Origin of the sequence: Streptomyces aurantiogriseus (assembly GCF_014649375.1) — a bacterium.
GTDB lineage: Bacteria > Actinomycetota > Actinomycetes > Streptomycetales > Streptomycetaceae > Streptomyces > Streptomyces aurantiogriseus.
In genome coordinates this window covers 1-26,305 of record NZ_BMSX01000012.1, presented here as the reverse complement: position 1 = coordinate 26,305, position 26,305 = coordinate 1, and the positions used below count along the sequence as shown (strand labels likewise).

At 71.9% G+C, this 26,305-nt stretch carries 25 protein-coding genes and 3 pseudogenes; 13 read left to right on the top strand and 15 right to left on the bottom strand.

The genetic code is table 11. From position 1 onward, the window contains the following. Positions 1–40 precede the first annotated feature (40 nt). The 3 genes from IE263_RS24400 to IE263_RS24390 all read left to right on the top strand — a co-directional run bounded on the left by IE263_RS24400 (position 41) and on the right by IE263_RS24390 (position 3,689). Positions 41–1,618 (top strand): DHA2 family efflux MFS transporter permease subunit, encoded by a 1,578-nt coding sequence (locus IE263_RS24400; RefSeq protein ID WP_189939895.1) that lies wholly within the window; start codon positions 41–43, stop codon positions 1,616–1,618. Beyond that, positions 1,615–3,048 carry an MFS transporter gene (locus IE263_RS24395; RefSeq protein WP_189939894.1) on the top strand — a complete coding sequence of 478 codons (1,434 nt, stop codon included), beginning with the start codon at positions 1,615–1,617 and terminating at the stop codon, positions 3,046–3,048. The genes IE263_RS24400 and IE263_RS24395 overlap by 4 nt, the downstream gene beginning before the upstream one ends. 116 nt (positions 3,049–3,164) lie before the next feature. Then, positions 3,165–3,689, top strand: a complete 525-nt coding sequence (locus IE263_RS24390) for a DUF4396 domain-containing protein (RefSeq protein ID WP_189939893.1) — start codon at positions 3,165–3,167, stop codon at positions 3,687–3,689. 218 nt (positions 3,690–3,907) lie between these two features. On the opposite strand, the pseudogene IE263_RS24385 reads toward IE263_RS24390, so the two are convergent. Then, positions 3,908–4,066 (bottom strand): annotated as a pseudogene (locus IE263_RS24385) (glyceraldehyde 3-phosphate dehydrogenase NAD-binding domain-containing protein); the annotation flags it as partial. A 64-nt stretch (positions 4,067–4,130) separates the two neighbouring features. Between IE263_RS24385 and IE263_RS48725 the strand changes: the two are divergent. The 4 genes and pseudogenes from IE263_RS48725 to IE263_RS24365 all read left to right on the top strand — a co-directional run bounded on the left by IE263_RS48725 (position 4,131) and on the right by IE263_RS24365 (position 7,618). Next, the gene (locus IE263_RS48725; protein ID WP_373312065.1) at positions 4,131–4,262 is read left to right on the top strand and encodes a universal stress protein; all 132 of its coding nucleotides are present in this window, start codon (positions 4,131–4,133) and stop codon (positions 4,260–4,262) included. A gap of 135 nt (positions 4,263–4,397) precedes the next feature. Then, positions 4,398–5,408, top strand: coding sequence for an alcohol dehydrogenase AdhP (adhP, locus tag IE263_RS24375; protein ID WP_189939891.1), 1,011 nt, complete (start codon positions 4,398–4,400; stop codon positions 5,406–5,408). A 108-nt stretch (positions 5,409–5,516) separates the two neighbouring features. Continuing rightward, a pseudogene (locus IE263_RS49775) lies at positions 5,517–5,664 on the top strand (PEP/pyruvate-binding domain-containing protein); the annotation flags it as partial. Between the two features lie 244 nt (positions 5,665–5,908). After that, positions 5,909–7,618: a SulP family inorganic anion transporter gene (locus tag IE263_RS24365; protein WP_189939890.1), complete on the top strand. Its 1,710-nt coding sequence runs from the start codon at positions 5,909–5,911 to the stop codon at positions 7,616–7,618. A gap of 13 nt (positions 7,619–7,631) precedes the next feature. On the opposite strand, the pseudogene IE263_RS50080 reads toward IE263_RS24365, so the two are convergent. After that, positions 7,632–8,206: pseudogene (locus IE263_RS50080) on the bottom strand (universal stress protein); the annotation flags it as partial. Positions 8,207–8,239: 33 nt separating this feature from the next. Then, positions 8,240–9,619 (bottom strand): PP2C family protein-serine/threonine phosphatase, encoded by a 1,380-nt coding sequence (locus IE263_RS24355; RefSeq protein WP_373312063.1) that lies wholly within the window; start codon positions 9,617–9,619, stop codon positions 8,240–8,242. A gap of 742 nt (positions 9,620–10,361) precedes the next feature. Here IE263_RS24355 and IE263_RS49550 point away from each other — a divergent pair. Then, the gene (locus IE263_RS49550) at positions 10,362–10,922 is read left to right on the top strand and encodes a hypothetical protein (RefSeq protein WP_189939889.1); all 561 of its coding nucleotides are present in this window, start codon (positions 10,362–10,364) and stop codon (positions 10,920–10,922) included. Positions 10,923–11,027: 105 nt separating this feature from the next. On the opposite strand, the gene IE263_RS24345 is transcribed toward IE263_RS49550, so the two are convergent. The 6 genes from IE263_RS24345 to IE263_RS24320 all read right to left on the bottom strand — a co-directional run bounded on the left by IE263_RS24345 (position 11,028) and on the right by IE263_RS24320 (position 16,329). Then, the gene (locus tag IE263_RS24345) at positions 11,028–11,927 is read right to left on the bottom strand and encodes a universal stress protein (RefSeq protein ID WP_189939888.1); all 900 of its coding nucleotides are present in this window, start codon (positions 11,925–11,927) and stop codon (positions 11,028–11,030) included. 295 nt (positions 11,928–12,222) lie between these two features. Further along, the gene (locus tag IE263_RS24340; protein ID WP_189939887.1) at positions 12,223–12,903 is read right to left on the bottom strand and encodes a helix-turn-helix domain-containing protein; all 681 of its coding nucleotides are present in this window, start codon (positions 12,901–12,903) and stop codon (positions 12,223–12,225) included. A gap of 24 nt (positions 12,904–12,927) precedes the next feature. Next, complete coding sequence (locus tag IE263_RS24335) at positions 12,928–13,998, bottom strand: zinc-dependent alcohol dehydrogenase family protein (RefSeq protein WP_189939886.1); 1,071 nt, start codon at positions 13,996–13,998, stop codon at positions 12,928–12,930. 963 nt (positions 13,999–14,961) lie between these two features. After that, positions 14,962–15,444, bottom strand: coding sequence for an iron chaperone (locus tag IE263_RS24330; protein ID WP_189939885.1), 483 nt, complete (start codon positions 15,442–15,444; stop codon positions 14,962–14,964). A 58-nt stretch (positions 15,445–15,502) separates the two neighbouring features. Further along, a complete protein-coding gene (locus IE263_RS24325) occupies positions 15,503–16,168 on the bottom strand; it encodes a glyoxalase (RefSeq protein WP_373312061.1) in 666 nt (221 codons plus the stop codon). A gap of 5 nt (positions 16,169–16,173) precedes the next feature. Next, positions 16,174–16,329, bottom strand: a complete 156-nt coding sequence (locus tag IE263_RS24320) for a hypothetical protein (RefSeq protein ID WP_189939883.1) — start codon at positions 16,327–16,329, stop codon at positions 16,174–16,176. A gap of 197 nt (positions 16,330–16,526) precedes the next feature. Between IE263_RS24320 and IE263_RS24315 the strand changes: the two genes are divergently transcribed. Beyond that, complete coding sequence (locus IE263_RS24315) at positions 16,527–17,033, top strand: Rieske (2Fe-2S) protein (RefSeq protein ID WP_189939882.1); 507 nt, start codon at positions 16,527–16,529, stop codon at positions 17,031–17,033. On the opposite strand, the gene IE263_RS24310 is transcribed toward IE263_RS24315, so the two are convergent. Then, positions 17,020–17,673 carry a cysteine hydrolase family protein gene (locus IE263_RS24310; protein ID WP_189939881.1) on the bottom strand — a complete coding sequence of 218 codons (654 nt, stop codon included), beginning with the start codon at positions 17,671–17,673 and terminating at the stop codon, positions 17,020–17,022. The two genes, IE263_RS24315 and IE263_RS24310, sit on opposite strands and share 14 nt — an antisense overlap. 158 nt (positions 17,674–17,831) lie before the next feature. Between IE263_RS24310 and IE263_RS24305 the strand changes: the two genes are divergently transcribed. Further along, entirely contained in the window at positions 17,832–18,302 is a 471-nt protein-coding gene (locus tag IE263_RS24305) for a pyridoxamine 5'-phosphate oxidase family protein (protein WP_189939880.1), read from the top strand. Position 18,303: 1 nt separating this feature from the next. Here the strand turns inward: IE263_RS24305 and IE263_RS24300 are convergent, their stop codons facing one another. Next, positions 18,304–19,206: a LysR family transcriptional regulator gene (locus IE263_RS24300; RefSeq protein ID WP_189939879.1), complete on the bottom strand. Its 903-nt coding sequence runs from the start codon at positions 19,204–19,206 to the stop codon at positions 18,304–18,306. A gap of 75 nt (positions 19,207–19,281) precedes the next feature. On the opposite strand from IE263_RS24300, the gene IE263_RS24295 reads away from it, so the two are divergent. Continuing rightward, complete coding sequence (locus tag IE263_RS24295) at positions 19,282–20,217, top strand: DMT family transporter (RefSeq protein ID WP_189939878.1); 936 nt, start codon at positions 19,282–19,284, stop codon at positions 20,215–20,217. Between the two features lie 140 nt (positions 20,218–20,357). On the opposite strand, the gene IE263_RS24290 is transcribed toward IE263_RS24295, so the two are convergent. Further along, on the bottom strand, positions 20,358–21,689 hold the full coding sequence (locus IE263_RS24290; protein ID WP_189939877.1) for an aminotransferase class I/II-fold pyridoxal phosphate-dependent enzyme: 1,332 nt from the start codon (positions 21,687–21,689) through the stop codon (positions 20,358–20,360). A gap of 48 nt (positions 21,690–21,737) precedes the next feature. On the opposite strand from IE263_RS24290, the gene IE263_RS24285 reads away from it, so the two are divergent. Beyond that, positions 21,738–22,421 (top strand): pyridoxamine 5'-phosphate oxidase family protein, encoded by a 684-nt coding sequence (locus IE263_RS24285; RefSeq protein ID WP_189939876.1) that lies wholly within the window; start codon positions 21,738–21,740, stop codon positions 22,419–22,421. 204 nt (positions 22,422–22,625) lie between these two features. Here IE263_RS24285 and IE263_RS24280 read toward each other — a convergent pair whose 3' ends face one another. Further along, positions 22,626–23,630 carry an EamA family transporter gene (locus IE263_RS24280; RefSeq protein WP_189939875.1) on the bottom strand — a complete coding sequence of 335 codons (1,005 nt, stop codon included), beginning with the start codon at positions 23,628–23,630 and terminating at the stop codon, positions 22,626–22,628. A gap of 74 nt (positions 23,631–23,704) precedes the next feature. After that, positions 23,705–24,274: a Clp protease N-terminal domain-containing protein gene (locus tag IE263_RS24275; protein WP_229911130.1), complete on the bottom strand. Its 570-nt coding sequence runs from the start codon at positions 24,272–24,274 to the stop codon at positions 23,705–23,707. Positions 24,275–24,527: 253 nt separating this feature from the next. Here IE263_RS24275 and IE263_RS24270 point away from each other — a divergent pair, with 253 nt between their 5' ends. After that, on the top strand, positions 24,528–24,956 hold the full coding sequence (locus tag IE263_RS24270) for a type II toxin-antitoxin system Rv0910 family toxin (RefSeq protein ID WP_189939873.1): 429 nt from the start codon (positions 24,528–24,530) through the stop codon (positions 24,954–24,956). A gap of 209 nt (positions 24,957–25,165) precedes the next feature. Here the strand turns inward: IE263_RS24270 and IE263_RS24265 are convergent, their stop codons facing one another. Continuing rightward, positions 25,166–25,807, bottom strand: a complete 642-nt coding sequence (locus IE263_RS24265) for a PadR family transcriptional regulator (protein WP_189939872.1) — start codon at positions 25,805–25,807, stop codon at positions 25,166–25,168. Between the last annotated feature and the right edge of the window lie 498 nt (positions 25,808–26,305).

Sequence of the window (26,305 nt, the reverse complement as noted above, 5' to 3'; positions counted from 1 at the left end):
GGTGCCTCGCTGCATCCGTCCCTGTCCGTGAGGAGACCGCGTGTCTTCGACTGCCTCCACCGCCACTTCACCGTTGGGATCCGGGGCTCCGCCCGGCACCGAACGGCGGTGGCTCACCCTGGCCGTGCTCAGCGTGAGCCTGCTACTGGTGGGCCTGGACACCACCGTGCTGAACGTCGCCCTGCCGACCCTGGTGAGTGAACTGGGCGCGTCCACCAGCCAGTTGCAGTGGATCGTCGACAGCTACCTGCTGATGTCCGGCAGCCTGGTGCTGTTCTGCGGCGCTCTCGCCGACCGGCTGGGCCGCAAGTGGGTCTTCATGGCCGGACTGGCCCTCTTCACGGCCGCCTCCGTGGCCGCCGCGTACGCGGGCTCCGTCACAGCACTGGTCGTGGCGCGCGGGGCGATGGGGGTCGGCGAGGCGCTGATCATGCCCGCGACGCTCGCGATCATCGGGCACGTCTTCCCGCAGGGTGCCGAGCGCACCAAGGCGATAGGCATCTGGTCGGCGGCGGTGGGCGTGGGCACCGTAATCGGGCCGATGGTCGGCGGCTGGCTGCTCAGCGGCTTCTGGTGGGGCTCGGTGTTCCTGATCAACCTGCCGATCGGGCTCGCCGGCCTGGCTGCGGCCGCCTTCCTGGTGCCGAACTCACGTGCGCGGGAAGCCCGGCGACTGGACTGGTCGGGTGCCATGTTGTCCGTGGCAGCCGTCGCGAGCGTGCTCTGGGCCGTGATCGAAGGCCCGGACCGGGGCTGGACCAGCTCCGCCGTCCTCCTCTCCTTCGCGGCGGGTGCACTGCTGCTCGGCGCGTTCGTGACCTGGCAGCGGCGCAGCGCCGCCCCGATGCTGCCGTTGCGGATCTTCCGCCATCGAGCTCTCGCGGTCGGCGACGTGCTCATACTGGCAGGCGCGTTCGCGCTCATCGGCACGCTCTTCGTGGTTGTGCAGTACCTGCAGTTCGTCCTCGACTACAGCGCGGGGCAGACCGGTCTACGGCTGGGGCCGGCGGCACTGGCGCTCCTGGTCGCCGGGCCGCTGGCGGGTGTACTGCTGCCGCGCGTCGGGCTGCGGACGGTGGCGGCAGCCGGACTCGCTCTGCTGCTCGCGTCGGCTGCGGTCCTGGGTACGACCAGTCCCGGTGACGGGTACGGGCGGGTCCTGACGGCGATGGTTCTTCTCGGCGCGGGTGCCGGATTCGTCATCACGTCCACCAGCGACGCGATCGTCGGCTCACTGCCCGACAGGGACCTCGGCGTCGGATCGGCCACCAACACCGCCTCCATCCAGCTCGGCGCGGCGACCGGTGTCGCCGTCAGCGGCAGCCTGCTCTCCGACCACTACCGCAGCGCCCTCGCCGCGGATCCGCACAGCTCCGACCTGCCGCCCGACCTGCTCTCCTCCGCCCAGGAGTCCCTCGGTACGGCACTCGCGGTCGCCCGGCATCTGCCTGGGGAGGCCGGGCCGACCTTCGCCGACGCCGCTCGCGGCGCGTTCGTCGACGGCTTGGGTCCCGCGATGACCACCGGGGTCGGCGTCACCGCGCTCGGCATCGTCGCCGCACTCGTCTTCGCCCCTTCCCGCACCGCTTCCGCACCTCGCGACAAGGACGCGTCATGACACACTCCGCAAGCCACACTCACCAGGCACAGGAACATCACCATCCTCCGGTCGACCCGCGCCGCTGGGCGGCGCTCGCCTTCATCTGCGTCGCTCAGTTCATGCTGGTCCTCGACGTCACCGTCGTGAACGTCGCCCTGCCCGACATGGCCGCCGACCTCCGCCTCGACCGGGCGACGCTCACGTGGGTGGTGACGGCGTACACCCTGTGCTTCGGCGGGTTGATGCTGCTCGGCGGCCGTCTCGCCGACGCCCTCGGCGCCCGCCGCACCCTCCTCGTCGGGCTCGCCCTCTTCACCGCCGCCTCCCTGATCACCGGGCTCGCCCAGAACGCCGCCGCACTGCTGGGTGGGCGGATCGCCCAGGGCGTTGGAGCCGCCCTCCTCTCCCCCGCCGCGCTCTCGATCGTCACCACCACCTTCCACGGCACCGAACGCAACAAAGCACTGGGTGTATGGGCCGCGATCGGCGGCTCGGGCGCGGCAGCCGGCGTCCTGATCGGCGGCGCGCTGACCGACGGACCGGGCTGGCAGTGGGTCTTCTACATCAACGTGCCGATCGGCCTGATGGTCCTTGCCGCCCTGCCGACGCTCGTCCCAGCCCGCACCCCGCAGCCGGCCCGACTCGACATCCCCGGCGCGCTCCTGGTCACCGCCGGCACCGGCTCGCTCATTTACGGCCTGGTGGAAGCAGGTGACGCCGGCTGGGGCGACGCGGACACGTTGCTGCCGCTGGCGGCCGCAGTGGTCCTGTACACGGGATTCGCGGCAGTCGAACGAGTGAGCCGGGTTCCGCTGATGGACCTGCGGATGTTCACCCGGCGCCCGGTCCTCGCGGGCGCGTTCCTGATGTTGATGGCCACCGCACTGCTCATCGCGTACTTCTTCCTCGGCTCGGTCTACCTCCAGCACATTCGCGGTTTCAGCCCGTTGAAGACCGGCCTGCTGTTCCTGCCTGCGGCTGTGGCGACCGGCCTCGGCGCCCACCTCACCTCCCGACTCATCGGCCGGGTCGGCAGCCGGGGCGTCGCCGTGGCCGGCATGGCCATCGCCGGCCTCGGATCCGTGCCGCTGACCCAGCTCTCCGCCGAAGGCAGCGTGTACGCGAGTCTGCTGCCCGGCTTCGTCGTGGCTTCCTTCGGCCTCGGCACGGTCTTCGTCACCGCCACCACCACCGCGCTGGGCATGATCGACCACCACGAGGCCGGCCTCGCGTCCGGAGTCGTCAACACCTTCCACGAGGTCGGCGGATCGATCGGCGTCGCGGCCGTCTCCACGATCGCCGCCTCGGGCATCGAGTCCGGCTCCGTCGGCGGCTTCACGAACGCCTTCACCGTCTGCGCCCTCACGGCGGCGGCGGGCGCTGCGGTGGCCCTGGGTCTCGTACCGCGCGGCAAGCCGCAGATGAGCGGGGGCCCGCACGTGCACTGAGGTATTTCGCGAGCACGGGCGAAATCCCCTAGCCACATACCCCCAGGGGGTATATGGTTGCTGGCTGTGGGGCTCGGGGAACGCGCCACACTCGAACAGGAATGGGGAAGAAGGTCATGGACCACACCGCTCACCACACCGGAACCGGACAGGACCACGCCACCCACGAGGGTCACCACGGCCACGCAAGCCATGGCACGCACGCGGGGGCATCCTGGGGTACGGCGGTCAAGGCGACCTTGCACTGCCTCACCGGCTGCGCCATCGGCGAGATCCTCGGCATGGTCATCGGCACAGCCCTTATGTGGGGCAACGTGCCCACCATGATCCTGGCGATCACGCTGGCGTTCTTCTTCGGCTACTCCTTCACCTTGTTCGCGGTCGTCCGGGCGGGCCTCGACTTCAAGACCGCGATCAAGGTCGCGCTCGCCGCCGACACGGTCTCGATCGCCGTGATGGAGATCGTCGACAACGGCATCATCGCCCTCACTCCCGGCGCGATGGACGCCCACCTCTCCGACGGGCTGTTCTGGTCGGCCCTGCTGGGCGGCTTCGCGGTTGCCTTCGTGATCACCACGCCGGTCAACAAGTGGATGATCGGCCGCGGCAAGGGCCATGCTGTCGTCCACTCCTATCACTGACGATCAGCCGAACCGACACAGACGTCCCTGATGCCCCGAATGTTCGGGGCATCAGGGACGTCTGTGTCGGTGCCCCGCACGCGCGGAACGGAAGGCACGCCATGGCGTTGCTACTGCAGACAGCCCATCAGGACAACGACGGGAGACCCTGTACCCGATCCAGGAAGGCTGCCGAAATGTGAGGGGTGGCCGGTGCTATGAGTTCACCCCGCATGTCCGTACGCCAGCAGATGGGCCAGCGCCGCAGGCGAGGTGATGTCGTTGATCGCCACGACCTTCACCGGGATACCGACGGCGGTCTCCGCGCGCTCCAGCACGCAGCGCAGGTAGGTGCGTCCGATGGGGCGGAAGCCGTTGATGCCCACGCGCACGGTCATGTCGGGGCCACCGGGACCGGCTCCAGACCCTCGGCCGATCGAGTTCGCCCGCGCCTTCGGAGTCGTGCTGCAGGCCGGACTCGTGGTGGTCGGACGCCGGGTGCACCGTCCGGTGCTCGGTCTGCGCATCGGGCCGGTCACCCACGCGGTGCGGCATCACGCCGCCGCCCCCGTCGCCCTGGTGCCGAATGGCTGAGGGCCGGATTCCGCTCGGTTCGAGGCCGGGTGGCCCCATCGCCGAGGACGTCCAGTACCTGCCACCGCGTCGCGGCCGGTTCGACGCTGGGACCGCACCGCACCGACAGCCAGAGACAGACCCGAGGAGCATCACATGAAGGCAGCAGTCGTCCGGTCCTTCGGCGAGCCGCTGGTGATCGAGGAGCGTCCCGACCCGGAGCCCGGCCCCGGCCAGGTCCGCATCCGCCTGGAGGCGTCCGGACTGTGCCACACCGACATCCACGCCGCGCACGGCGGCTGGCCCGTCAAGCGCAACCCTCCGTTCATCCCCGGGCACGAAGGCGTCGGCATCGTCGAAGCCCTCGGCGACGGCGTGACCCACCTGGCCGTCGGCCAGCGGGTGGCCGTGCCCTGGCTCGGCTGGGCCTGCGGACGGTGCGAACACTGCCTGTCCGGCTGGGAGACGCTGTGCGAGCAGCAGCACAACACCGGCTACAGCGTGGACGGCGGCTACGCCGAGAAGATGCTCGCCCCCGCTGACTTCGCCGCCCCGGTCCCCGACGGCATCGACCCGCGCGACGCGGCCCCGCTGACCTGCGCCGGCGTGACCACGTACAAGGCGCTGAAGGTCGCCGGCGTCCGCCCGACCCAGCTGGTGGCGATCTCCGGCATCGGTGGCCTCGGCCACCTGGCCGTGCAGTACGCGAAGATCGCCGGCGCCACGGTCGCCGCGATCGACGTCACCGACGACAAACTCGACCTCGCCCGCGAGCTGGGTGCCGACATCCTCATCGACGCCCGCAAGGAGGACCCGGCCGAGGTGCTCAAGCAGCACGGCGGCGCGCACGCGGCGATCGCTCTGGCCGTCAACGAACAGGCCTTCGCCTCCGTCTACGGCGGTCTGCGGCGCGGCGGCAAGCTGGTCATGGTCGCCCTGCCCGCCGGCGGCACCATCCAGGTACCGATCTTCGACACCGTCCTCAACGGCACCTCGGTCATCGGCTCCATCGTCGGCACCCGTCAGGACCTGGACGAGGTGTTCCAGCTCCACGCCGCCGGACGCACCAAGGTGATCTACGAGACCCGGCCGCTGGACACCGTCAACGAGTCCATCGCCGAGGTCCTCGACGGGCGGATCAAGGCACGGATCGTCTTCGAGATGTGACCCGCCCGCGCCTGGCTCCTGCGCCTCCCGCACCACCGCGGAGGCGCAGCTCGGCAAGTGGCCAGGACCCCCACCTGCCCCTGGGAAGCCGGAAGGAAGAGCATCGTCATGGTCCGTTACGTGTACGCGTTCACCGAGGGCGGCCGTGACATGGCCGACCTGCTCGGCGGCAAGGGCGGCCAACCTGGCCGAGACGACCCGGCTGGGTCTGCCGGTGCCGCCGGGCTTCACCGTCAGCACCGAGGCCTGCCGCGCAACCCGCGGATGCCCATGCCGGCCGACATGGAGGAGCTCATGCGAGCGGCCTACCACGGCCCGGCCGACGCACCTGGCGAGTAGGCCCGGCGCAGAAGGCCGGAGCCCCGGCCGGAGTGATCCTGCCGGGGCTCCGGCCTTCTGCGCCTCGCACCCACCGTGGCCGGTCGGATTCCGGTCCGCTGTGCCACTCGCCCTCTCGGCTCCGGCGGTGGATGCTGTGATCACTGGACCGAAGGAGAACCATGACCCAGGGGTCGGGCGCCCGTGTTCCGGCGTGGCGCCGTCTGACGCCCGGGCTGGGCACGTTCGTGGGCTACCGCCGGTCGTGGCTGAGGGGCGACGTCCTGGCCGGGGTGACGGTGGCCGCGTATCTCGTGCCCCAGGTGATGGCGTACGCGGGGGTGGCGGGGCTGCCGCCGGTCGCCGGGTTGTGGGCGATCCTGCCCGCGCTCGCCCTGTACGCCGTGCTGGGCTCCTCCCGCCTGCTGTCGGTCGGCCCGGAGTCGACGACCGCGCTGATGACGGCGACGGTGGTCGGCCCGCTCGCCGTCGGCGATCCGGCCCGGTACGCGACACTGGCGGCCACGCTCGCGGTGGCGGTCGGCCTGCTGTGTGTGGTGGCCTTCGCCGCGCGGCTGGGATTCGTGGCGGATCTGCTGTCCCGGCCGGTGCTCATCGGCTATCTCGCGGGCGTGGCGCTGATCATGATCGTCGACCAGCTGCCCAAACTGACCGGCGTCGACACCACGGGCTCCGCCTTCTTCCCCCAGCTCTGGTCCTTCGTCCGCGACCTCCCGGACGCCCACCCGGCCACCGTCGTGTTCTCCGCCGTCGCGCTGGCCGTCCTCTTCGGTGTCGCCCGCTACGTCCGCGCCGTGCCCGGGCCTCTGCTGGTACTGGTGGTGGGCACGGCGACGGTCGCGATGTTCGAACTCGACGAACGGTACGGCCTCAAGGTGATCGGTGACGTCCCGGCCGGCCTGCCCGGGCTCGCCGTGCCGGACCTGACCGAGCTGCCGGACCTGCTGCTCCCCGCGCTGGGGGTCCTCCTCGTCGGGTACACCGACTTCATCCTCACCGCGCGGGCCTTCGCCGACCGTGCCGACAAGCCGGGTCTGGACGCCAACCAGGAGTTCCTCGCGCTCGGCGCCGCCAACCTCGGCGCCGGCGTGCTGCACGGCTTCCCGGTCAGCAGCAGCGCCAGCCGTACCGCGCTCGCCTCGTCGGCGGGCGCCCGCAGCCAGGCGTACTCGCTCGTGGCCGGCGCGGTCGTCCTGGCCGTGCTGCTGTTCCTCAGTCCGCTGCTGTCCCGCACTCCGTCGGCCGTGCTGGGCGCGCTCGTCGTCTACGCCGCCGTCCGCATGATCGACCTGGCTGGCTTCCGCCGCCTCGCGTCCTTCCGCCGCCGCGAACTGCTGCTGGCACTCGGCTGCCTGGCCGGAGTACTGGCCCTCGACCTCCTGTACGGCGTGCTGGTGGCCGTCGGCCTGTCGGTGGCCGAGCTGCTGACCCGGGTGGCCCGCCCCCACGACGCCGTACAGGGGATCGTGCCGGGTGTCGCGGGTATGCACGACATCGACGACTACCCGCAGGCGCAGACGATCCCCGGCCTCCTGGTGTACCGCTACGACTCCCCGCTGTTCTTCGCCAACGCGGAGGACTTCCGGCGCCGGGCGCTGGCCGCGGTGGACGAACAGGGCAGTCCTGTGCGCTGGTTCGTCCTGAACACCGAGGCGAACGTGGAGGTCGACATCACCGCCCTGGACGCCGTCGACGAACTGCGCCGCGAACTCACCCGCCGCGGCGTCGTGTTCGCGCTCGCCCGGGTCAAGCAGGACCTGCTGGACGACCTGGAAGCCTACGGTCTGGCAGACGCCGTCGGCAGTGAGCGGATCTTCCCCACCCTGCCGACAGCGGTGGCCGCGTACCGGGAATGGAGCCGCCGGCAGTAGGCCGAAGCAGCTCTCACTCGTGCGGCACGACGGCCACGGGGCAGCCCACGTGATGGATGACGGCGTGGGTGACGGGGCCGGTGCGTGGGCCCACCGGCCGCTCGGTGAGCCGGTGGCCGACCACCAGCAGGCTCGCCGAGGAGGCGGCCCGCAGCAGCACGGACCGGGCCCTGCCCTCCGTCACGGTCTCCAGGACCTCGATCTCGGAATACTTCTCCCGCCACACCTGCAGGAGCGCGGAGAGGAAGCCCTGCCACTCCTCCGCCCGCTGCGCATGGGTCACCAACCCGATGTCGCCGGGCCGAGGCCGGCCGCGGACGGCGCCTGCCAGGCGTGCACGACCCGCAGCCTCGCTCCACGCAGCCGTGCGGCCTCGAAGGCGAACTCGATCACCTCGTCGCACGGATCACCGAGGTCGAGACCCAGCACCACATCCCGGTACCCGGTGCGGGTGGAGGCACTGCCCTCGGCTGCCGGGACCTGCTCGCCCGCGGCCTCCTCGCCCGCCCGCACGAGAACGACAGGCCGGGTGGCCTTCGCCACCACACCCAGGGCGACCGAGCCCACCAGGAACCCGGCGAGACCGCTCTGCCAAGCATCGCGCCGGAGCCGTGACCGCTGTCAGCGGATCCGGTGGTCACCGGGACCGGCGGGCGGGACGCGTACGGCGAGAAGGGCGATGTCGTCATGGCCGTCGCTGGGGTGCTGGTCGGCAAGCGTGCGGCAGAGCACGTCGGGGGGCAGCCCGGTGAGGGCGGCGGCGGTGGCGGCGAGCCGGCCCAGGCCGGTGTCCAGAGGGAGCTCAGGATGTTCGACCAGGCCGTCGGTGAAGAGCAGCACCGTGTCTCCGGACGCCAGCGGACGGGTGTGATCGCGGCGCGGCAGGCGGCGGTCGACGCCCAGTGGCACACCGGGTTCGGCGTGGAGATAGCGTGTGCGGCCGTCAGCTGTGACCACCAGGGGCGGCAGGTGGCCGGCCGTCGACCAGTGCAGGCGCCAGCCGTCGCCGTCGGGTTCGATGCGGGCCAGGGCGACGGTGGTGACGGGGGCGTCGGTGATGGAGTCCAGGGTGTCGTCGAGACGGTCCAGGACCAGGCTCGGCGGAGTACGCCGGTCGTACAGCAGCGCGCGGAGCATGTTGCGGATCTGAGCCATGGCAGCGGCCGCGGTCACGTCATGTCCCACCACGTCACCGATGATCGCGGCACACGCGCCGTCCGGGAGGAGCAGGGCGTCGTACCAGTCGCCGCCCAGCTGGTGGCCGGCGGTGGCCGCCCGGTACTCCCCGGCCGCGGTGAATGGGGTCAGATCGGGCAGGGTGGGCAGCAGGAGACGCTGGAACTGCTCGGCGGACGTGCGGACGTGCTCGTACAGACGGGCGTTCTCGATGGCGATGCCGGCGGCCCCGGCCAGCGCGAGCACCACGGCCGAGTCCTGCTCGTCGAACGGTCTGCCGTCGCGCCGGTCGGCCAGGTACAGGTTGCCGTAGGTGCGCCCGTGCACGCCGATGGCCACCCCGAGCAGGGTGCGCATCGCCGGATGCCCCGCAGGGAAGCCGACCGCGTCCGGGTGGTGCGGCACGTCGTCCACGCGCAGCGGTTCGTGCCGCTCGATCATGCGCCCGAGGAGGCCGCGGCCCAGCGGCAGACCGACTCCGGTCAGGTCATGCCGCTGCTGTTCGCTCAGACCGAGCGGGATGAACTCCTGAAGGCCCGGCTGGTTCTCCTTCAACACGGTCAGGGCGCCGTAGCGGGCGTCCACGAGATGCATCGCCGCGCTCACGATCCGCCGCAGCACCACCGGCAGCTCCAGCTCCCGGCTGACCGCGAGCACCGCGTCCAGCAGCGCCTGCATCCGTGCCTGAGCTCGGGTGAGCTGTCTGAACTGTTCGGTGATGCTGCCGCGGTCAGCAGCCCAGGCCGACCCGGGCGCCATGGCAGGGCGCCGACGCTGAAGCCTCTCGTCGCCGTCCACCGGCACCTCACCCCTTCCGGGATACATGCCGGGTACCGCGGGCTCATGCGGTCACACCGCACATCCTGGAAAAGGCGACACCCGTCCCCGACGTCAGCGGGTGCGGACCGCCGTGCCGCAGGCGCAGGAGGAAGGAGAGCGCGCCGCCGATCCGACGCCGTGGTCGACGGTGATCCGCATGCCCCTCTCGTCGGGCACGAGCGCGCGCTGAGCAGGAAGTCTCCGTTGCCGGCCGGCTCGGGTCTGGCCGTCGGACCGAGCAGACCGGCGCCGCGTTCGGTATCGGTTTGCTCGATGATCCTTCAGACTGGGAACATCGCCACGTCACTGCCCGCGGACAACGTCGGCCAGGCTCCACCCGATCCGACGCATCCGAGGCAGAGGACGTGCCCGCCCCCATGAACCACGAGAATCCCGGCAGAGTCTCCCGAAAGGACCGTCATCGCCGCGGCCGCCACGACCACCGCTGCCCTGGCCGTTCCTCTCTCAGCGGGATCCGCGCCGGCCGACGGCGGCGCGCAGTTCACCCTGCCGTACACCGTCCAAAAGCCCAAGTACCAGGAGTGGTACGTCCCCCGCGACCACCACACCATCCCCGCCCTGGGCGACGCCACCGCCTCTGCGCGCGGCGCCTCCTTCCCGTTGCTGGCCCGCACGGCCGGGGCCGACGGCGACGAGTGGTGGGTGCTGGCGAGCGAGTCCGGTATGGAACGGCACGTACCCGGCCTGCCACCTCGCACAGCCCGCCCTCGACGCGGTCGCCGGGCAGGTGACGTACATCGTCGCCTTCCCCTACGACGACGAGGCGCTCGGCACCCTCGGCCCCGGCACCCCGCAGGTCGGCGGCGCCTGGCAGACCCCCTGGCGGTTCGTCGCGGTGGCCCGCACCGCCGCCCGCGTCGCCGGCACCACCCTCGCAACCGACCTCGGCGTCCCCTGCGCGCTGGACGACACCTCCTGGGTGCGCCCCGGAGCGGCCACGTTCAGCTGGATGATGGACCACAACAGCCCCAAGAACCTGGAGCAGACGCTCCGCTGGTTCGATCTGGCCGACGCCATGGGCTGGCCGTACGCGCTCACCGCCGCACAGCGATCACGGTCGGACACAGCCCCGGCGCGGGGGACTCGCACCGGGGGCGTCCCCAGAACGGGGCCGTCCGTCGAGGAGGGCCGGGACCAACCGGCGGCCGGCGACCGGGACGAGAACGTGGTCGGTGCGCAGGAGGAGGGACGGCCGCCGCCCCGCTCCTGGAGTTCGCCTTCACCGCCGCGAGCGCGTGCGGAACGCGCGTGTGTGCCGTCCGGGCTCTGCCGCTGCCTTCCTCGGTGACGCACTCGCACGCGCTGACCGCACCGGCCGGCTCCGGCCGGGAGGCGGAGGAACACGCACGGCTCGTCGGTGCGGGCGTGTCGGGGGCGAGGGGGCGGCGCATGATCACACCCGCTGCGGCACGACGGCGACCGGGCAGGCCGCGTGGTGCAGCAGCGTGTGCGCCACCCGGCCGAGCTGAAGGCCGAAGTGGCCGCTGCGGCGCTGGGCCCCGACGACCACGAGGTCCGCCGCTGCCGACCGGTGCAGCAGCACCCTGCGGGCCGGTCCCTCGACCGTGGTGCGGCGCACCCGGACCGCGGGGTGGTCGGTCGCCGCGTCGTGCAGCGCGGCGTCCAGCAGGGCGGACGCCTGCCGCTCGTGGTCATGTGCCGGGTTCACGGCCGGCTGGGATTCTCCCCGGACGAGGTCCGGGGACACCTGGTCGGCGGTCTCGTGCGCGGGGCGACGCCAGGCGCGCACGACGTCGAGAACGCACCCCCGTGCCTCAGCCTCGCGGAACGCGAACCGTACGGCCTCACCAGCGGTCGCGGCGTCGTCGACGCCGAGCAGGATCCGCTCGTGGCTGCCCGCCAGGCCGGCCTTGTCCCCTCGGACCACGATCACCGGGCAGTGGGCGCGAGCCGCCACGGCCAGGGAGACCGACCCCAGGAGCAGACCGGAAAGCACACCACGCCCCCGGGAACCGGTCACCAGAGCGTAGGCTCCGGGGCCCTCGCGCAGCAGTGCGTTCGACGCCTCGTCGGGAACCACCTCCGCCGAGACCTTCACATCGGGGTCCCGCCGACGGGCGCGCTCCACCGCGTCCGCGACGACGGCCTCCGCCATCAGCTGCTCGGACGGGCGCTCATCGCCGGGCGGGGCGGCACCCTCGTACCGCTCCCACAGGGAGGCGTACACCAGCCGCAGCGGCAGTCCGTGCCGGGCCGCTTCGCCCACCGCCCAGTCGACCGCCAGGAGGCTCCCGTCCGATCCGTCGACCCCCACGACCAAGGGCAGCTCCATCTTCCCCACCGCCTTTCGTCAGGCTGCGCGGCCAGGCAGCATCGAGCTCCACCGCCACCATCTCACCCCTGGCCGGACGGCATCGAGTGCCGATCGGCACCTCCTGCGCGCCGGCACATGATCAGGTGGGGCCCCATGGCCCACCAGAGGGCCCCGGACGGCCCTCGTGGTGGTGCCAGGTCCGCGACCAGGCTGGATGACGGCCACAGCGGACTCGTGTGGAGCGGCCGGCAGGGGCCCCGAGCATCCGGTCGCACGCCGAACGGCTGTGGTGGGCCGCGCCGTTCGGCCTGCGTCACGCCGTGATACGGCGTCCGGTGATGACAAGGGGAACGTCGATGCGTACCCACTGATCGCGCGGCCCGCCCGCCCAGGGCGTGCTGCACGCCTGCTCGTCGAGACGGCGGACCTCGTCGGGGTTGGTCACGGTCCGCGCGTGTCCCCGCACGAGCACGCTCCAGCCCTGGCCGAACACGTCGTCGATCCGATCCACCTCGAAGGCGACCTGGCAGCCGGCCGCCTGCGACGGTGTCGTGCCGGGGGCGGTCCGGAAGACGATGGCGTCGTCGACGACGCTGTAGTCGACGGGGACGATGACGGGCCCGGCGAGTGTGGGCACGGCGATGCGTCCCACGCCGTGCGTCGACAGCAGGTCGCGGCATTCCTGCGTCGTCAGCTCGGTGAACTCGGGTTGGCGGGAGGCCTGGTGACCGGCGCCGGGCGGCAGATCGGTGTCGCCGCCCGTGAGTTCCCTGACCGTGGTCCGGAGCACTTCCGCCAGTCCGTGGAGCACCCCCGCGCCCGGTGCGGCGCCGGGATACTCCTCCAGATACTGGAGGTAGCCGGGGGCCATGCCCGCCCGGGCGGCCGTCTCCTGTCGGGAGAGACCGAGTTGCGCACGTCGCAGGGCGAGTCGCCGCCCGAGGTCGCCCACGGGGGCGGTCTCGGTCGGCCTCGACGGGACACGTTCCACCATGACCCGTCACTTCCTCTCTGTTCTTCAGGCCGCTCGGACAGCGACCACTTCGTGCTGCTCCCCGCCGAGGACGACCTTGAGAGCGCCGGTGTCGGCGGCCCGGCCGAAGACGTCGTACGCCTCCTCCATGTCGTCCAGCGGGAAGGTGTGGGTGACCAGGTCCGAGGTGGGCAGCCGGCCGGCCGCGGCCATGCGCAGCAGGGTGGGGGTGGAGGAGGTGTCGACGATGCCGGTGGTGATCGTCACGTTCCTGGCCCACAGCTCTTCGAGGTGCAGGGTCGCGGGCCTGCCGTGCACGCCCACGTTGGCCACGTGTCCGCCGGGCCGGACCATGCGGGTGCACATCTCGAAGCTCTCGGGCACACCGACGGCCTCGACGACCACGTCGGCGCCCAGCCCGTCGGTGAGGTCGGCGACCAGCTGCTCGGGCGCCTCGCGGGCGTCCGCCACGGCGTCGGCGCCGAGGTGCCGGGCCGCCTCCAGCCGGGTGGCGGCCAGATCCACCGCGACGATCCGCTCGGGCGCGAACAGCCGGGCCGTGGCGATCGCCGCCAGCCCGATCGGGCCGGCTCCGACCACGGCGACGGTGTCTCCGGGCCGTACGTGCCCGTTGAGCACACCGACCTCGTAGGCGGTCGGGAAGATGTCCGCCAGCAGTACGGCGTCCTTTCCGTCCAGGGTGCCGGGCAGCGCGTGGACGGACAGGTCGGCGAACGGCACGCGCACATACTCGGCCTGGGTGCCGTCGATCAGGTGGCCGAGGGTCCAGCCCCCGCCTCCCTGGCACTGGCCATAGGTCCCCTGTCTGCAGAAACGGCAGCGGCCGCAGGCGGTGATGCAGGAGACCAGGACACGGTCGCCCGGCCGGACGCTGTGCACATTGCTGCCGATCTCGACGATCTCGCCGACGGCTTCGTGCCCCAGCACGGTGCCAGGACGCACCCCCGGTACGTCGCCCTTGAGGATGTGCAGATCCGTGCCGCAGATGGTGACGGCGTCGACCCGGACGATCGCGTCGGCGGGATCCTTGACGCCGGGGTCCGGGACTTCCTGCCAGGAGGCGTGTCCGGGGCCGTGGAAAACGTAGCCCTTCATGGCCGATCCTCCCTCGGTCTCCGGTTCTGCGACGTGGCGTGGGAGAACCGGTGCGGTCGGGCGGCGGGGCATGGTGCCGCACATGCCCCAGGTCCAGTATGTCCGGGTCCATCGGCGTCCGCCCGGTCCGGCCGCGGCCTCCGTCACCTGGCCGGACGGGGTCGTGCGGTCCGCGGCGAGTACGTCGCCTCCGTCCCGGTCGCCTGAGGAGCGCGGCCGAAGGGACGGGTGCACGACAGGGATCGGGCCGGTCTCGAAGTCCTGGGCGGGCCGGCTGCCCGGGACGCCGTTGGTCCAGCCGGTAGCGCCGGTCGGGGTACGGTCCCCCGCCGGGCCGGAAGGTACGGCGCAGCGCATCGGGCTCGCCTCCGTGACGTCCGGACGGCTTCGCGGCCACGGGGCTGAACGGCCCCCGTCATCGTCATGGACTTGGTCCCCGGTCGGCCCCACGACACCGGCGGATCACGGTCTGGACGAACGCACAGGGCGACCTGACCACCGCGCCGCCGAGCCGGACGGACGCGGCCGTCGAAGCGGGCTTCCTGGGGGCCGGCGCCGCCCTCGCCGTGTCGGGCCTCGTGATCGGCGCCGGAAGCGCCGCACGGTGGCAGCTGGACCGGCGACGAATCAATCAGTGGGGCAAGGAGTGGGCTCTGGCCGGTCCGTGCTGGGGGCACAAGACGGGCTGATCGGTCGGGCCGGGGTGACGGCCGCCCCTGTGACCGTCAGCGAGAGCAACACGCCGACATCGCCGCTCACCGACAACGGGTACAGGCGTGGAAGGCCAAGCCTCACGGGACATCCGGGACGGCAGGTGGGGCAGCGTGGCCTCGATCAGTCCAACTCGATCAGTCGAAGGAGACATCAAGGTGATCAACCGGGCCGTGGCGACGTGCTGTGCCCGGCGTGCGAGCATCGTCCGCGGCCCGCTCACTCCCGCCACCGGTTCCGCCTCGGCCGGCCTCAGCCCACCGCCTTCTTGACGAGCGCGCTGATGCGCTGTTCGTCGGCTGCGGTCAACTCCTTCAGGGCGTAGGCGGTCGGCCACATGGCGCCGTCGTCAAGCGCCGCCTGGTCGCTGAATCCGAGCGTGGCATACCTCGACTTGAACTTCTGCGCGCTCTGGAAGTGGCAGATGACCTTGCCGTCTCTGGCGTAGGCGGGCATCCCGTACCAGAGCTTGGACGTGAGGTCCGGAGCGGCGGCCTTGACGAGGGCGTGGATGCGCTCGGCGAGGACCCGGTCCGCCTCCGGCATCTCGGCGATCTTCGCAAGCACATCCCGCTCCGCTGCCGCCTCCTTCTCCGCCCGCGAACCGCGCCGCGCCACCGCCTGCTTCTGCTCCTGCGCGTGCTCCTTCATCGCGGCCCGCTCCTCGGCGGTGAATCCGTTGTACTCCTCGGCGGCCGTGCCGGAGTTCTCGGCAGACGACTTCGTGTGCTGCATGGCAGTTTCCTCTCGTACCGGGATGAGGCAGGTCGGGGCGGGAGTTCAGGGCCGGGAGTCAGGACAGTGCGGACGCCGTGGACGGCGGGGTCAGCGACGTGGCGTCCTCCCAGGCGAATCCGTCCGGGTCGGTGAAGGAGCCGCCGGTGCTGCCGAGGACGATGCGGTGCGAGCCGGTGCCGTCGGCGGGGACGCCGAGGTCCTTGGCCAGGCCACGGCGCTTGTACAGCGCCAGCTTGACGGGGCTGGACTCGCCGGAGGCGAACTCGGCGTACTTGCCGCCGAAGCTTCTGGCCACGGTGAGGCCCCGGCCGACGTAGAACTGCTTCGCGGCCTTCACGTCCTCGACCCCGAGCAGGAGGACGATCTCGTCGATCTCGCGGGTGGCCGGGCCGGAGTCCTTCTTCGCCGAGGTCGCGACCTTCCAGATCGTCCCGTCCGGCGCCTGGACGACGCCGCCGTAGCCCCACAGCGACTTCGCGGCGGGCTTCAGCACCGTGGCTCCGGCGTCCACTGCGGCGCCGAGGAAGCTGTCGACGGTGGCCCGCCGGGACACCGTGAGCGCCAGGGTGAAGCCGCGGAACCCGGTGGAGTGCGCCTCGGACGCCCGCAGGCGTACGTGCGTGTCCACTCCGAGGGCGGTGTGGAAGCGATGGGCGGCCTCAGGGTCGGCCACCTCGAGGGTGACGGATGTGAGGGACGTAGGGGATGCGGTGGTTGCCATGGCCATCACGCTAGGAGCTGCTCGGCGGCCGGGGCTTCTCGATTCCTGACCGGTCCGGTCACCTGCTGCGCCACCCACGCCGGGCCGGGGCGCAGGCCCGGCAGCGAGCCGCTCTCACTCGGAGGCTTGATGTAACAGGTCGCGACGACCTCCTTGAGCATCGCCGCAGGCTACTGGGGCGGGAAGGCACTTCCGCGCCCGGCCGACAGCTCCGCGACAGCTGTGGCTTACGCCCGCCTCATCTCGAACGGGTCAATATCTCGACACTGTCCGGACTTGGCGCGGGCGCTGAACAAGCGACGCCGACAGCCCGTACATCTCTGCAGATCATCGCACCTCCCACGAAGGGAACCTCAGCATGACCAGCGCATCCGTCAAACCCGTTTCCGGGCCCGCCCGCCGTACCGTCGTGGCGGCCGCCGGAGCCGCGGGCCTCACCGTCGCGCTGACCGCGTGCGGGGGCTCCGACGACGACGCGTCGAGCTCGTCCGCCTCGTCCGGCGGCACCACCGGGTCGACCGGGTCGACCGGGTCCACCGGCAGCTCCGAGTCCGCGAGCACCGGTGGCGCGGCGGCCGGCAACGCGCTCACCACGACCGCCGAGATCCCGGAGGGCGGCGGGAAGGTCTTCGAAGCCGAGAAGGTGGTCGTCGTGCAGCCGACGGCGGGCGAGTACAAGGCGTTCTCGTCCGTGTGCACGCACGCGGGCTGCGCGGTGAAGAGCGTCGCCGACGGCGTGATCAACTGCCCCTGCCACCAGAGCAACTTCTCCGTCACCGACGGCAGCGTGAAGAGCGGTCCGGCGAAGACGCCGCTGCCCGAGGTGAAGATCACGGTCAGCGGGGACTCGATCAGCCTCGCCTGACGCTCGCATCCGGCCGTTCGAAGCACGTCAGCACCTCGTCCGTGGTCGCGACCGTGGCGACCAATGCGAGGGTGTGGCGGATCATCGCGGGGGTGTACTCCGACGGCACCCCCGCGATGGCGTCGGCCGGCACGACGACCGTGTAGCCGCGGTTCACCGCGTCGAAGACGGCGTTGGGAACCGCCACGTTGGCGGAGACGCCGGTGACGACCAGGGTGCGGCAGCCCAGGTTGCGCAGCAGGGCGTCGACGTCGGTGCCCTGGATCGGCGACAGCCCGTGCAGCCGTCGTACGACGACGTCCTCGTCGGTGACCTCGATGGGGGGTGCGACGTGGACGGCGGCGGTGCCGGAGAGCTGCTGGACGGGGAGGCGTTCGGCGGCGCGGAACAGACGGGCGTTGCGGTTCGCGCCCCGGCCGTCGGGGCGGCGTTCGGCGACGGCGTGGATCACCTGGACGCCCCTGTCGTGCGCGCCGGCCACCAGGCGGGCGACGTTGGTGAGGGCGCCCGACGCCCGTGCCTCGCGGGCGAGTTCGGGCAGCGCGGCGTCCGGTCCGACGACGCCCCGCTGGCATTCCACGGTCAGCAGGACGGTGCTCGTGGGGTCGAGGAGGTCACCGAGCTGTTCGGGGGACGGCATGGTTCCTCCAGAGCGTCGGTCCGGTGAAGTCGGGTGAGAATAGCCACCGTTGCGTGAGCTCGGAAGAAGACCCATGCTTTCCAGAACAACGCTTTTTTGACGTGATGTCAGAAGATCTCTGGCACGACGTGAGAGAAGAGAACAGAAAAGAGGGCCGGATGACCGTCACTCAGCAGCGCCGGGGCCGGAAGATCATGATGACGCCGGGGGAGCTGGACGCCTTCCTCACCTTCCAGCGCACCTGCCGGGTCGCCACCGTCTCCGCCGACGGTGCCCCGCATGTGAGCGCCCTGTGGTTCCTGTGGGACGGCTCCGCACTGTGGCTGTACTCGGTGGTGCGCAGCAAGCGATGGGCGGACCTGCGCCGCGACCCGCGGGTGGCGATCGTGATCGACTCGGGCGAGGAGTACGACTCGCTGCGGGGCGTCGAGCTGTCCGGCACCGTGGAGTTCGTGGGCGAGATCCCGCGCACCGGCGAGCTGTGTGCCGAACTCGACGCCGTGGAGACGCTGTTCGCGCGCAAGAACTTCGCCCTGAACGCGATGCCGCACGACGGACGGCACGCGTGGATACGGCTGCGGCCGGAGAAGATCGTCTCCTGGGACTTCCGCAAGCTGGCCGACAGATAGCTCAACCGACGGTCCCCGCCGCGGACTTCAGCGCCCTGACCGCCGCCCGGATCGACGGGCGGCGGTCGGCGTCCGCCCGCCACACGACGTAGACGTGCCGGCGGACCTGCTGACGCAGCGGGACCATGACGACCCCCTCGGGCACCGGGTGCCGGCCGAGCAGGGGGGCGACGCACACACCCAACCCGGCGGCCACCAGGGCGAGTTGGGTGTGGGTCTCGGCCGCCCGGTGGCCGACGATCGGCTCGATGCCACGCGAGCGGAGCGTGAACATCAGCCACTCGTGGCAGAACTCGCCCTGGCCCCAGGTGATCCACTCGTCCTCGGCGAACTCCCCCAGGTCCACCTCGTCCCGCCCCGCGAGGGGGTGGTCGGCCGGCATCGCCACATCGGCGGGGTCATCGAGGATGGGCGCCTTGACCAGGCCGTCCGGGAGCGGCATCGGCTTGTTGTACCAGTCCAGGACCACCGCGAGGTCGAGGTCGCCGCGCACCACTGAGGCGATCCCGTTCTCCGGCTCCAGCTCGCAGGAGCGCACCCGCAGCCCTGGGTGCGCCTTGCGCAGCTCGGCGAGCGCGGCGGGGAACAGCCCGCGCGCGGCCGTCGGAAAGGCCGACAGCCTCAACTCCCCGACCACCTGGCCACGTTGGGCTTCCAGATCGGACTGGGCGAGCTCCACCTGCGACAGGATCCGGGCCGCGTGATCGGCGAGCAGCCGGCCCGCGTCCGTCAGCCGGACGCCCCGCCCGTGCTTGGCGAGGAGCTGCTGCCCGACCTCCCGCTCCAGCTTGGCCATCTGCTGTGAGACGGCCGACGTCGTGATGTGCAGCCCCGCGGCGGCACCGCTGACCGAGCCGTGCCGGGCGAGGGCGTCGAGGGTGCGCAGGCGCTCCAGGTTCAACATGTAAGCGATGCTACGAGATACCGCGTGCAGATTCTCGCTTGTGCTACGAGGTCACCGTCCAGCACCGTGATGACCATGAGCACCGTCACCTCCACCACCCGCAGCCCGTCCCCGACCGCCCCGGCCCGCTCCCGCCGCACCCTGGACTGGCGCCTGCGCTTCGGTGCCCTCTCGCTGATCTGGGGCTTCAGCTTCCTGCTCATCAAGGTGGGCACCGAGGGCTACGCACCCTTCCAGGTGACGCTGGGCAGGCTGGTGTTCGGTACGGCGGTGCTGGCGGCCGCGATGGCGGTGAAGCGGGAGCGGCTGCCGCGCGGGGCGCGCACCTGGGGGCATCTGACGGTCGCCGCCCTCCTCCTGAACGCGCTGCCCTTCTCGCTCTTCGCCTACGCGGAGCTGACGATCCCCTCCACACTCGCCGGCATCTGCAACGCGACCTCACCGTTGTGGGGCATGGCCCTGTCCCTGGTCGCCCTCTCCGAGGACCGGCCGACCCGGCTCCGGGTCGCGGGCCTGGGCCTCGGCTTCCTCGGCGTCCTGACGGTCCTGGGCGCCTGGCAGGGCTTCGACGGCCTGGACGCCCGCGGCACCACCCTGGCCCTGCTGGCCTCGCTCAGCTACCCCATCGGCTGGATCTACGTCCGCCGCACCCTGGCCGGCACCGGCTCCTCGGCCCTGTCCCTGACCGGCGCGCAGCTGCTCCTGGCCACCGCCCAACTGGCCGTGATCACCCCCCTGTTCACCAGCCTCCCCACCCGCTTCCCCCTCGTCCCGCTCCTCGCGGTCGCCGCCCTGGGCGCCCTCGGCACCGGCCTGGCCGTCCTGATCCAGTACGGCCTGGTCACCGAGGTCGGCCCGACCACGGCCCAGATGGTCACCTACTTCATCCCGGTCATCGCCACAGCGGCGGGCGTCGCCCTGCTCGGCGAGACGCTGACCTGGTCGACGCCGGTGGGAGCGGTCATCGTCCTGGCGGGGGCGGCGCTGACGCAGGCGCGGGGCAAGGCCTGAGGCACGGGGCACGCGGCCCGGCCAGAGGGGGCGGGGCTGTATCACCATGCGGCTCCGCCGCGTGAGCGCGACCAGCCACAGCGGACCCGCACTCGTGAACGCGCCATACCCCCTACGGCGCTTCGCGTGAAAACCGCACCCTAGACATAGCCGCGCCCCGGCACCGCCCGCACCGCAGAGGCCACCGCATCCGCCAGCGGCCCCACCTCGTCCTCGGTCAGCGTCGACACGGTGATCCGAATCCCGGGCGGAGCCCCCATCCGAAACCGCGCGCCGGGTGCGACCGCCCACCCCGCCTGCAGCAACCGGGCGACGGCCCCCGTCTCGTCGGGCACGCCGATCCACACGTTCATCCCACTGCGCCCCCGAGCCGCGACCCCCCGCTCGGCCAGCGCGGCGATCAACGCGTCGCGGCGGCGACCGTACGCCGCCGCGACCGCCTTCGCGTCCACCGCCCCGTCGGCCCACAGGCGCACCACCGCCCGCTGGGTGATCCGGCTGACCCAGCCGGGCCCGAGCCGCTGCCGCCCGCGGACCCGGTCGAGGGTGAGCTCGTCCCCGGTGAGGACGGCGAGCCGCAGGTCGGGCCCGTACGCCTTGGCGGCCGAGCGCACGAAGGCCCAGTACCGGGTCACCCCGGCGAGCGGGTGAACGGGCAGGTCGACGATCCGGTGACCGTGGTCGTCCTCGACGAGCAGGGTCTGCGGATACCGCCGCAGCACGGCACGCAGGGCACGCGCGCGTGCGGCGCTCACCGCCGCGCCGGTCGGGTTCTGCGCCCGGTCGGTGACGATCAGGGCGCGTGCACCGCCTTCCAGGGCGCGGCGCACGTCCTCGGGCAGCGGCCCGTCGTCGTCCAGACCGACCGGGACCGTGCGCAGCCCGAGGGCGGGGACGAGGTCGAGCAGCGAACCCCAGCCGGGATCCTCGACGGCCACGGTGTCACCGGGCTTGAGGTGGACGGCGAGGACACGCTCGATGGCGTCCAGCGATCCGGAGGTGACGGCCACGGGTCCGGCCGGCACGCCGTCGGCGTCCAGTTCGGCCCGGGCCAGGCGCGCGAGGTCGGGCTCCACCGGCTCGTGCCCGTACAGGACCGGCTCCCGGTCGCCCTGCGCGGCGGCCCAGGCGAACGCGGGCGCCAGCGGTGGCAGCAGCGCCGTGTCCGGATTGCCGGCGGCCGCGTCCCGCACCCCCGCCGGAACCTCGACCCGGATGAACTCGCGCCCGGTCGTGGCCGGCTTCGACCGCACCCGGCTGCCGCGGCGTCCGTCGGTCTCGATCACCCCGCGCTCACGCAGCGTGCGATACGCGGCCGCGACGGTGTTCGGATTCACCCCGAGCCGCTCCGCCAACTCCCGCATGGGGGGCAGCAGTTGACCGGGCTCCAGCTCACCGGAGCCCACCGCGCGCTCGATGCTCGCGGAAATGTCTGCTGCGCGCCGACCTTTGATCGGATACTCTCCTAGCACAAAGCCCATTATGCACTAGTGCAAAAATCCGAGTCAATGGAGAGTGTCATGCAGGGGTCCGCACAGCCGACGACGCCGCCCGCCGCCTACACCCCCACCGACCGCACGGTCCCCACCCGGGCCCCGCAGAGGGCCTCCTACGACAAGGCTCTGGTGCACGCGATACTCGACGAGGGGTACGTCTGCCACCTGGGCTTCGTCCGCGACGGCGTACCGGTCGTGCTGCCCACGCTGTACGGCCGGGTCGGCGAGACGCTCTACGTGCACGGTTCGACGGGCTCGCGCCCGCTGCGGATGGCGGGGCAGGCGGACCCGGGGCTGCCGGTGTGCCTGACGGTGACGCACGTCGACGGGCTGGTCCTGGCCCGCTCGGCCTTCCATCACTCGATGAACTATCGCTCCGTGGTGGTGCACGGCCTGGCCTACGACGTGACGGACCCGGAGGAGAAGCGGACGGCGCTCGACGCCCTGGTCGACCACGTCGTCCCCGGCCGCGCCGCCGACTCACGGCCCGCCAACAAGAAGGAGCTGGCCGCCACCGCGGTGATCCGCCTCGACCTGAACGAGGTCTCCGCCAAGTCCCGCACCGGCGGGGTGAACGACGAGCCCGAGGACCTCGCCCTCCCCCACTGGGCGGGCGTGGTCCCGCTGCGCAAGGGCTACGACACCCCGGTCCCCGATGCGGGCCTGCTTCCCGGCACCGAGGTCCCGGACTACCTCGCGGTGCCGTGAGGCCGGTCCACCCCGGGCCGTCAGCCGGGGGCCGTCCCGCTCCTCCGGTTCGGCGCCGTGCGGCACCACGCCTTCCGCCAGGGCGAACGACAGCAGGCACAGGACGGTGACCGCGAACGCGCCGACCGTGTTGGCGGAGACGTCCGCACCACCGCCGCGGGGCGGGCGGCGAGCGGCGAGCGGCGAGCGGGAATGATCGTCAGCTCAGGCGGCGGTCCCCCGGGCGGACAGCTCCCGTTCGGGGCTGCCGCCGGCCACCGGCTGCGCCGAGCCCTTGGACGGCGTGGACGACTGGGCGATGAAGGCGCCCAGCAGGACCACCGCGCCGCCCGCGATCTGCGGCGCCGAGAGGTGCTCGCCGAGCAGGAACCACGCGAGGACGGTCGCGATGACCGCCTCCAGGCACGCCACCACGCCCGCGACCTGCGGGGAGAGCCGGCGCACGGAGACCACGCCGGTGATGTACGCGACGACCGTGGCGATCAGCACGATCCAGGCGAGCAGCAGCCAGGCCGGGACCTCGGTGCCGTCCATACGGGCGGAGTGCGCGAGCACGGACCAGTCCATGCCCCAGGGGCGGGCGACGACCGTCAGCACGGCGGCGCCGGTGAGGAGGCCGTACGCGATGACGCCGAGCGGGTCCGGGGCGTCGTCGCCGGAGTCGCTGCCCTGGTCGGACAGGACGAAGTAGCCGACCTGGCAGCAGGCGGCGGCGAGCGCGAGGAGCAGTCCCAGGGCGTCGAAGCCGAGCCCCGACCAGACCTCCACGACACAGGCGAGCCCGCCCACCGCGAGGACCACACCGAGCGCGGCGGCCCGTGTCACCGGCCGCCGCTGCACGAACCGCACCCAGCCGAGCACGAGGGCGGGCGCGAGGTACTCGACGAGCAGCGCGACACCGACGGGGATGCGGGAGATCGAGGCGAAGTAGAAGGCCTGGACGCCGGCCACGCCGAGCAGACCGAACCCGGCGAGCAGTGCGGGGCGACGGCGCAGCAGCGCGCGGTGACGTACGGCGAGCGGCAGCATCACCAGGGCCGCACCGGTCACCCGTAGCCACACCACGTGCAGCGGGTCGAGTCCCGCCTCGATCAGCGGTTTGGCCGCGACTCCGGACCCGCCGAAGGCGATGGCCGAACCGACCGCCAGAGAGAGCCCGATGCCCTTTCCGCGGTTGACCTGACTGCTCACAGACGTATGCACCGGCACATGATGACAGGCGACGACATGAGCGTCACCCCCGTTGACACCTGTCTCAGCGGATGGACGGGGTGAGGGCCGGGTCAGCGGGCGGTCTCGCCGTCCCCGGCGTACTCCTCCAAGCCGTCCTCGATGCGGGCGCGCACTTCGAGCGGGTCGACGCCGGCACGGGTGAGGACCTCGACGGCCCGGGCCTGCGGGTCGGCGACGATCGCCGCGAGCAGGTCCACGCCACGGGCCCGGCGGTCGGCCCGGGCCGTGTCGCCGGCGCGGCGGACGGCCCGTGTGCGCGCGTGGTCCAGGGCGGCGGAGGCGAGCGGCGAGAAGGCCTCGACGGCGGTGACGACGGGCAGAGCGCCGGAGTCCTCGACGCCGCTCTGCCAGCGCAGGCCGTAGCCGATGCTGCGCTGGACGAGGTAGCCGAGGAGCCGGGCGAGTTGAGGGCCGTCGTCGAAGGCGGCGCGCGCCTCGCGGTCGTGCTCCAGAAGGGAGTGCAGCAGGTGCGCGGTGTCGATCTGCCGGTCCCCGTCGCGGACCGCCCGTCGGCGCGCGCCCTCGACCGCCGCCGCCAGCTCGGCGCTGAGCCCGGCGTCGTCGTCCATGGCCTGGGTCGCCTGGTCGCGGGGCGACTGCCGGGGAATACGGGGTTGCACATCCCCCACCCCATCAGTCCCGGCAGGCCGGGTCATCCCCGAAGGGAAGCATTTTCGCGTCCCACGCAGAGCGGACCACGGCCCACGGAATCTCCTCCTCAGGGAGGAGATCCGGCCGTTTCCCGCCTCGGGCCGCGCGCCTCCTTGCTTCCACCACACTTCCTGACGGTTCGTCAGTATTGAATGTTGGAGACCCTGCGGCTACGTTCCGCGACACCGTAGCCCGAGTCGCCCGACACGAAGAGGTGGTCGCATGGCCGAAGTCAGCGCGGAGGCACGCCTTCAGGCACCGGCCGAGAAGGTGTGGGCCCAGCTCACGGACTGGTCGGCGTACGGAGAGTGGAACGCGACCCACACCGACTTCCCGGGGGGCGGACCCCAGGCCCTGGAGGTGGGCGCGACCTTCCAGGAGAACATGAAGCTGATGGGGTTCCCGGCCGAGGTCGAGTGGACCGTGGCGGAGCTGGAGCCGGCCCGTCTGCTGGCCATCCGCGGCAAGGGCCCGATGGCGGTGAGCGTGGCCACGCGCTACACCCTCACCCCCGACGGCGACGCGACGAACGTGCGGATCGACGGCGAGTTCACGGGCGCGGCCGTGTCGTTGATGGCGGGCAAGCTGAAGGACTCGGGGACGGCCGCGCTGAACGAGTCGCTGCGCAGGCTGGGCGGGCTGGTGGCCTGAGCGCAGGCCCACGACAACGTGCAGGCGCCCCGCGGATCGCTCCGCGGGGCGCCTCTGTCACGGCGGGGAGGCCGCCGATCCTCGCCGGATCCCGAGACCTGGCCGGCCCTCGTCAGACCTCTCCAGCCCTCATACCTCGCCGGCCTTCGTCAGACCTCTCCAGCCTTCTTCAGACCTCTCCAGTCCTCGTCAGTCCTCGTCAGTCTTCGTCAGTCTTCGTCGGCGAGGATCAGATACAGCTTCTTGCGGGCCTCGTTGATGACCGCGAGAGCCTTCTCACGCTGTTCCTTGCTGCCGGTCTTCCAGACCTGGCCGAAGGCCTCCATCAGACCGAAGCCGGCCTGGCGGATCTCACCGAGGGCCTCCCAGTCGACCCCGCGGGAGGCCTCCTCCCAGGGGGCGTCCGGACCCTCCTCGGCCGCCGCGCGGCCCGCGTCGGTGAGCGAGAACAGCTTCTTGCCGCCCTCCGACTCACTGCTGATCAGGCCCTCGTCCTCCAGCAGCTGAAGGGTGGGGTACACCGAGCCGGGGCTGGGCTTCCACGCGCCGCCGCTGCGCTCGGCGATCTCCTGGATCATCTCGTAGCCGTGCATGGGCCGTTCCTTGAGCAGGGCCAGGATCGAGGCCCGTACGTCACCGCGCCGCGCCCTCCCCCTGGGCCCGCCGCGCCCTCGTCCGCCCCAGGGTCCAGGGCCGAAGCCCGGCCCGAAGCCGCCGGGACCGCCGGGGCCGAATCCCGGACCACCCGGCCCGAAGGGCCCGAAGGCCGCCCGCCGACCGTCGAAGCCACCCCGGCCTCGCTGGGAGGGGCCGTCCTGCCGATGTCCACGCTCGAATCCGTGGGAACGCATCGCCATCACTCCATTCATTCCATCGTTGATCTGTCGCGATGCGTCAACGATATATCGGAACAGTTCGCATGGCAAGGCCCCTTCGTCTCACCGAGGTGACCTGTCTCATCGAAAGTGGACCCGTTCTCAGGCAAGCTGCACTGATGCAAGTTCGTCTCAGTGAAGGTGAACGACTTGCTGATCTGTCTCAGTGAAGGTTGAGACTCTCGACCCGTGAGCGACAGTATTTGGCCTGGTCACAGAGCAGCGGTGTTGCTCGTCGGCCTGTCGTGTTCGTGGGTGCTGAGTGCGTGTTTCTGAACCCCAGATCTGAGTAGCCTTGGCTCCTACGCTGGCGCGGCTCACTCGAAACGGCGCGGCGCCGCCCGGCACGTCATCGAGCAGCGATGCGCTACCTGGCCCGACTCCAGGGCACGGCCGCGTCATCGCACCGCCGTGCTGAACCGCTCCGGGATCGGTGGAGGCTCTATGCGTTGACTCCAGCCGTCGGGTGAGGCT

What these genes read in the sequence shown, in the direction of transcription:
- IE263_RS24365 (WP_189939890.1), top strand. Translation starts at nt 5,909, where the DNA reads ATGACCCAGGGGTCGGGCGCCCGTGTTCCGGCGTGGCGCCGTCTGACG.
- IE263_RS24265 (WP_189939872.1), bottom strand. Translation starts at nt 25,807, where the DNA reads ATGCGTTCCCACGGATTCGAGCGTGGACATCGGCAGGACGGCCCCTCC.
- IE263_RS24285 (WP_189939876.1), top strand. Translation starts at nt 21,738, where the DNA reads ATGCAGGGGTCCGCACAGCCGACGACGCCGCCCGCCGCCTACACCCCC.
- IE263_RS24390 (WP_189939893.1), top strand. Translation starts at nt 3,165, where the DNA reads ATGGACCACACCGCTCACCACACCGGAACCGGACAGGACCACGCCACC.
- IE263_RS24310 (WP_189939881.1), bottom strand. Translation starts at nt 17,673, where the DNA reads ATGCCGTCCCCCGAACAGCTCGGTGACCTCCTCGACCCCACGAGCACC.
- IE263_RS24295 (WP_189939878.1), top strand. Translation starts at nt 19,282, where the DNA reads ATGAGCACCGTCACCTCCACCACCCGCAGCCCGTCCCCGACCGCCCCG.
- IE263_RS24270 (WP_189939873.1), top strand. Translation starts at nt 24,528, where the DNA reads ATGGCCGAAGTCAGCGCGGAGGCACGCCTTCAGGCACCGGCCGAGAAG.
- IE263_RS24395 (WP_189939894.1), top strand. Translation starts at nt 1,615, where the DNA reads ATGACACACTCCGCAAGCCACACTCACCAGGCACAGGAACATCACCAT.
- IE263_RS24355 (WP_373312063.1), bottom strand. Translation starts at nt 9,619, where the DNA reads ATGTATCCCGGAAGGGGTGAGGTGCCGGTGGACGGCGACGAGAGGCTT.
- IE263_RS24300 (WP_189939879.1), bottom strand. Translation starts at nt 19,206, where the DNA reads ATGTTGAACCTGGAGCGCCTGCGCACCCTCGACGCCCTCGCCCGGCAC.
- IE263_RS24330 (WP_189939885.1), bottom strand. Translation starts at nt 15,444, where the DNA reads ATGCAGCACACGAAGTCGTCTGCCGAGAACTCCGGCACGGCCGCCGAG.
- IE263_RS24315 (WP_189939882.1), top strand. Translation starts at nt 16,527, where the DNA reads ATGACCAGCGCATCCGTCAAACCCGTTTCCGGGCCCGCCCGCCGTACC.
- IE263_RS24305 (WP_189939880.1), top strand. Translation starts at nt 17,832, where the DNA reads ATGACCGTCACTCAGCAGCGCCGGGGCCGGAAGATCATGATGACGCCG.
- IE263_RS24335 (WP_189939886.1), bottom strand. Translation starts at nt 13,998, where the DNA reads ATGAAGGGCTACGTTTTCCACGGCCCCGGACACGCCTCCTGGCAGGAA.
- adhP (WP_189939891.1), top strand. Translation starts at nt 4,398, where the DNA reads ATGAAGGCAGCAGTCGTCCGGTCCTTCGGCGAGCCGCTGGTGATCGAG.
- IE263_RS24345 (WP_189939888.1), bottom strand. Translation starts at nt 11,927, where the DNA reads ATGGAGCTGCCCTTGGTCGTGGGGGTCGACGGATCGGACGGGAGCCTC.
- IE263_RS24325 (WP_373312061.1), bottom strand. Translation starts at nt 16,168, where the DNA reads ATGGCAACCACCGCATCCCCTACGTCCCTCACATCCGTCACCCTCGAG.
- IE263_RS24340 (WP_189939887.1), bottom strand. Translation starts at nt 12,903, where the DNA reads ATGGTGGAACGTGTCCCGTCGAGGCCGACCGAGACCGCCCCCGTGGGC.
- IE263_RS24320 (WP_189939883.1), bottom strand. Translation starts at nt 16,329, where the DNA reads ATGCTCAAGGAGGTCGTCGCGACCTGTTACATCAAGCCTCCGAGTGAG.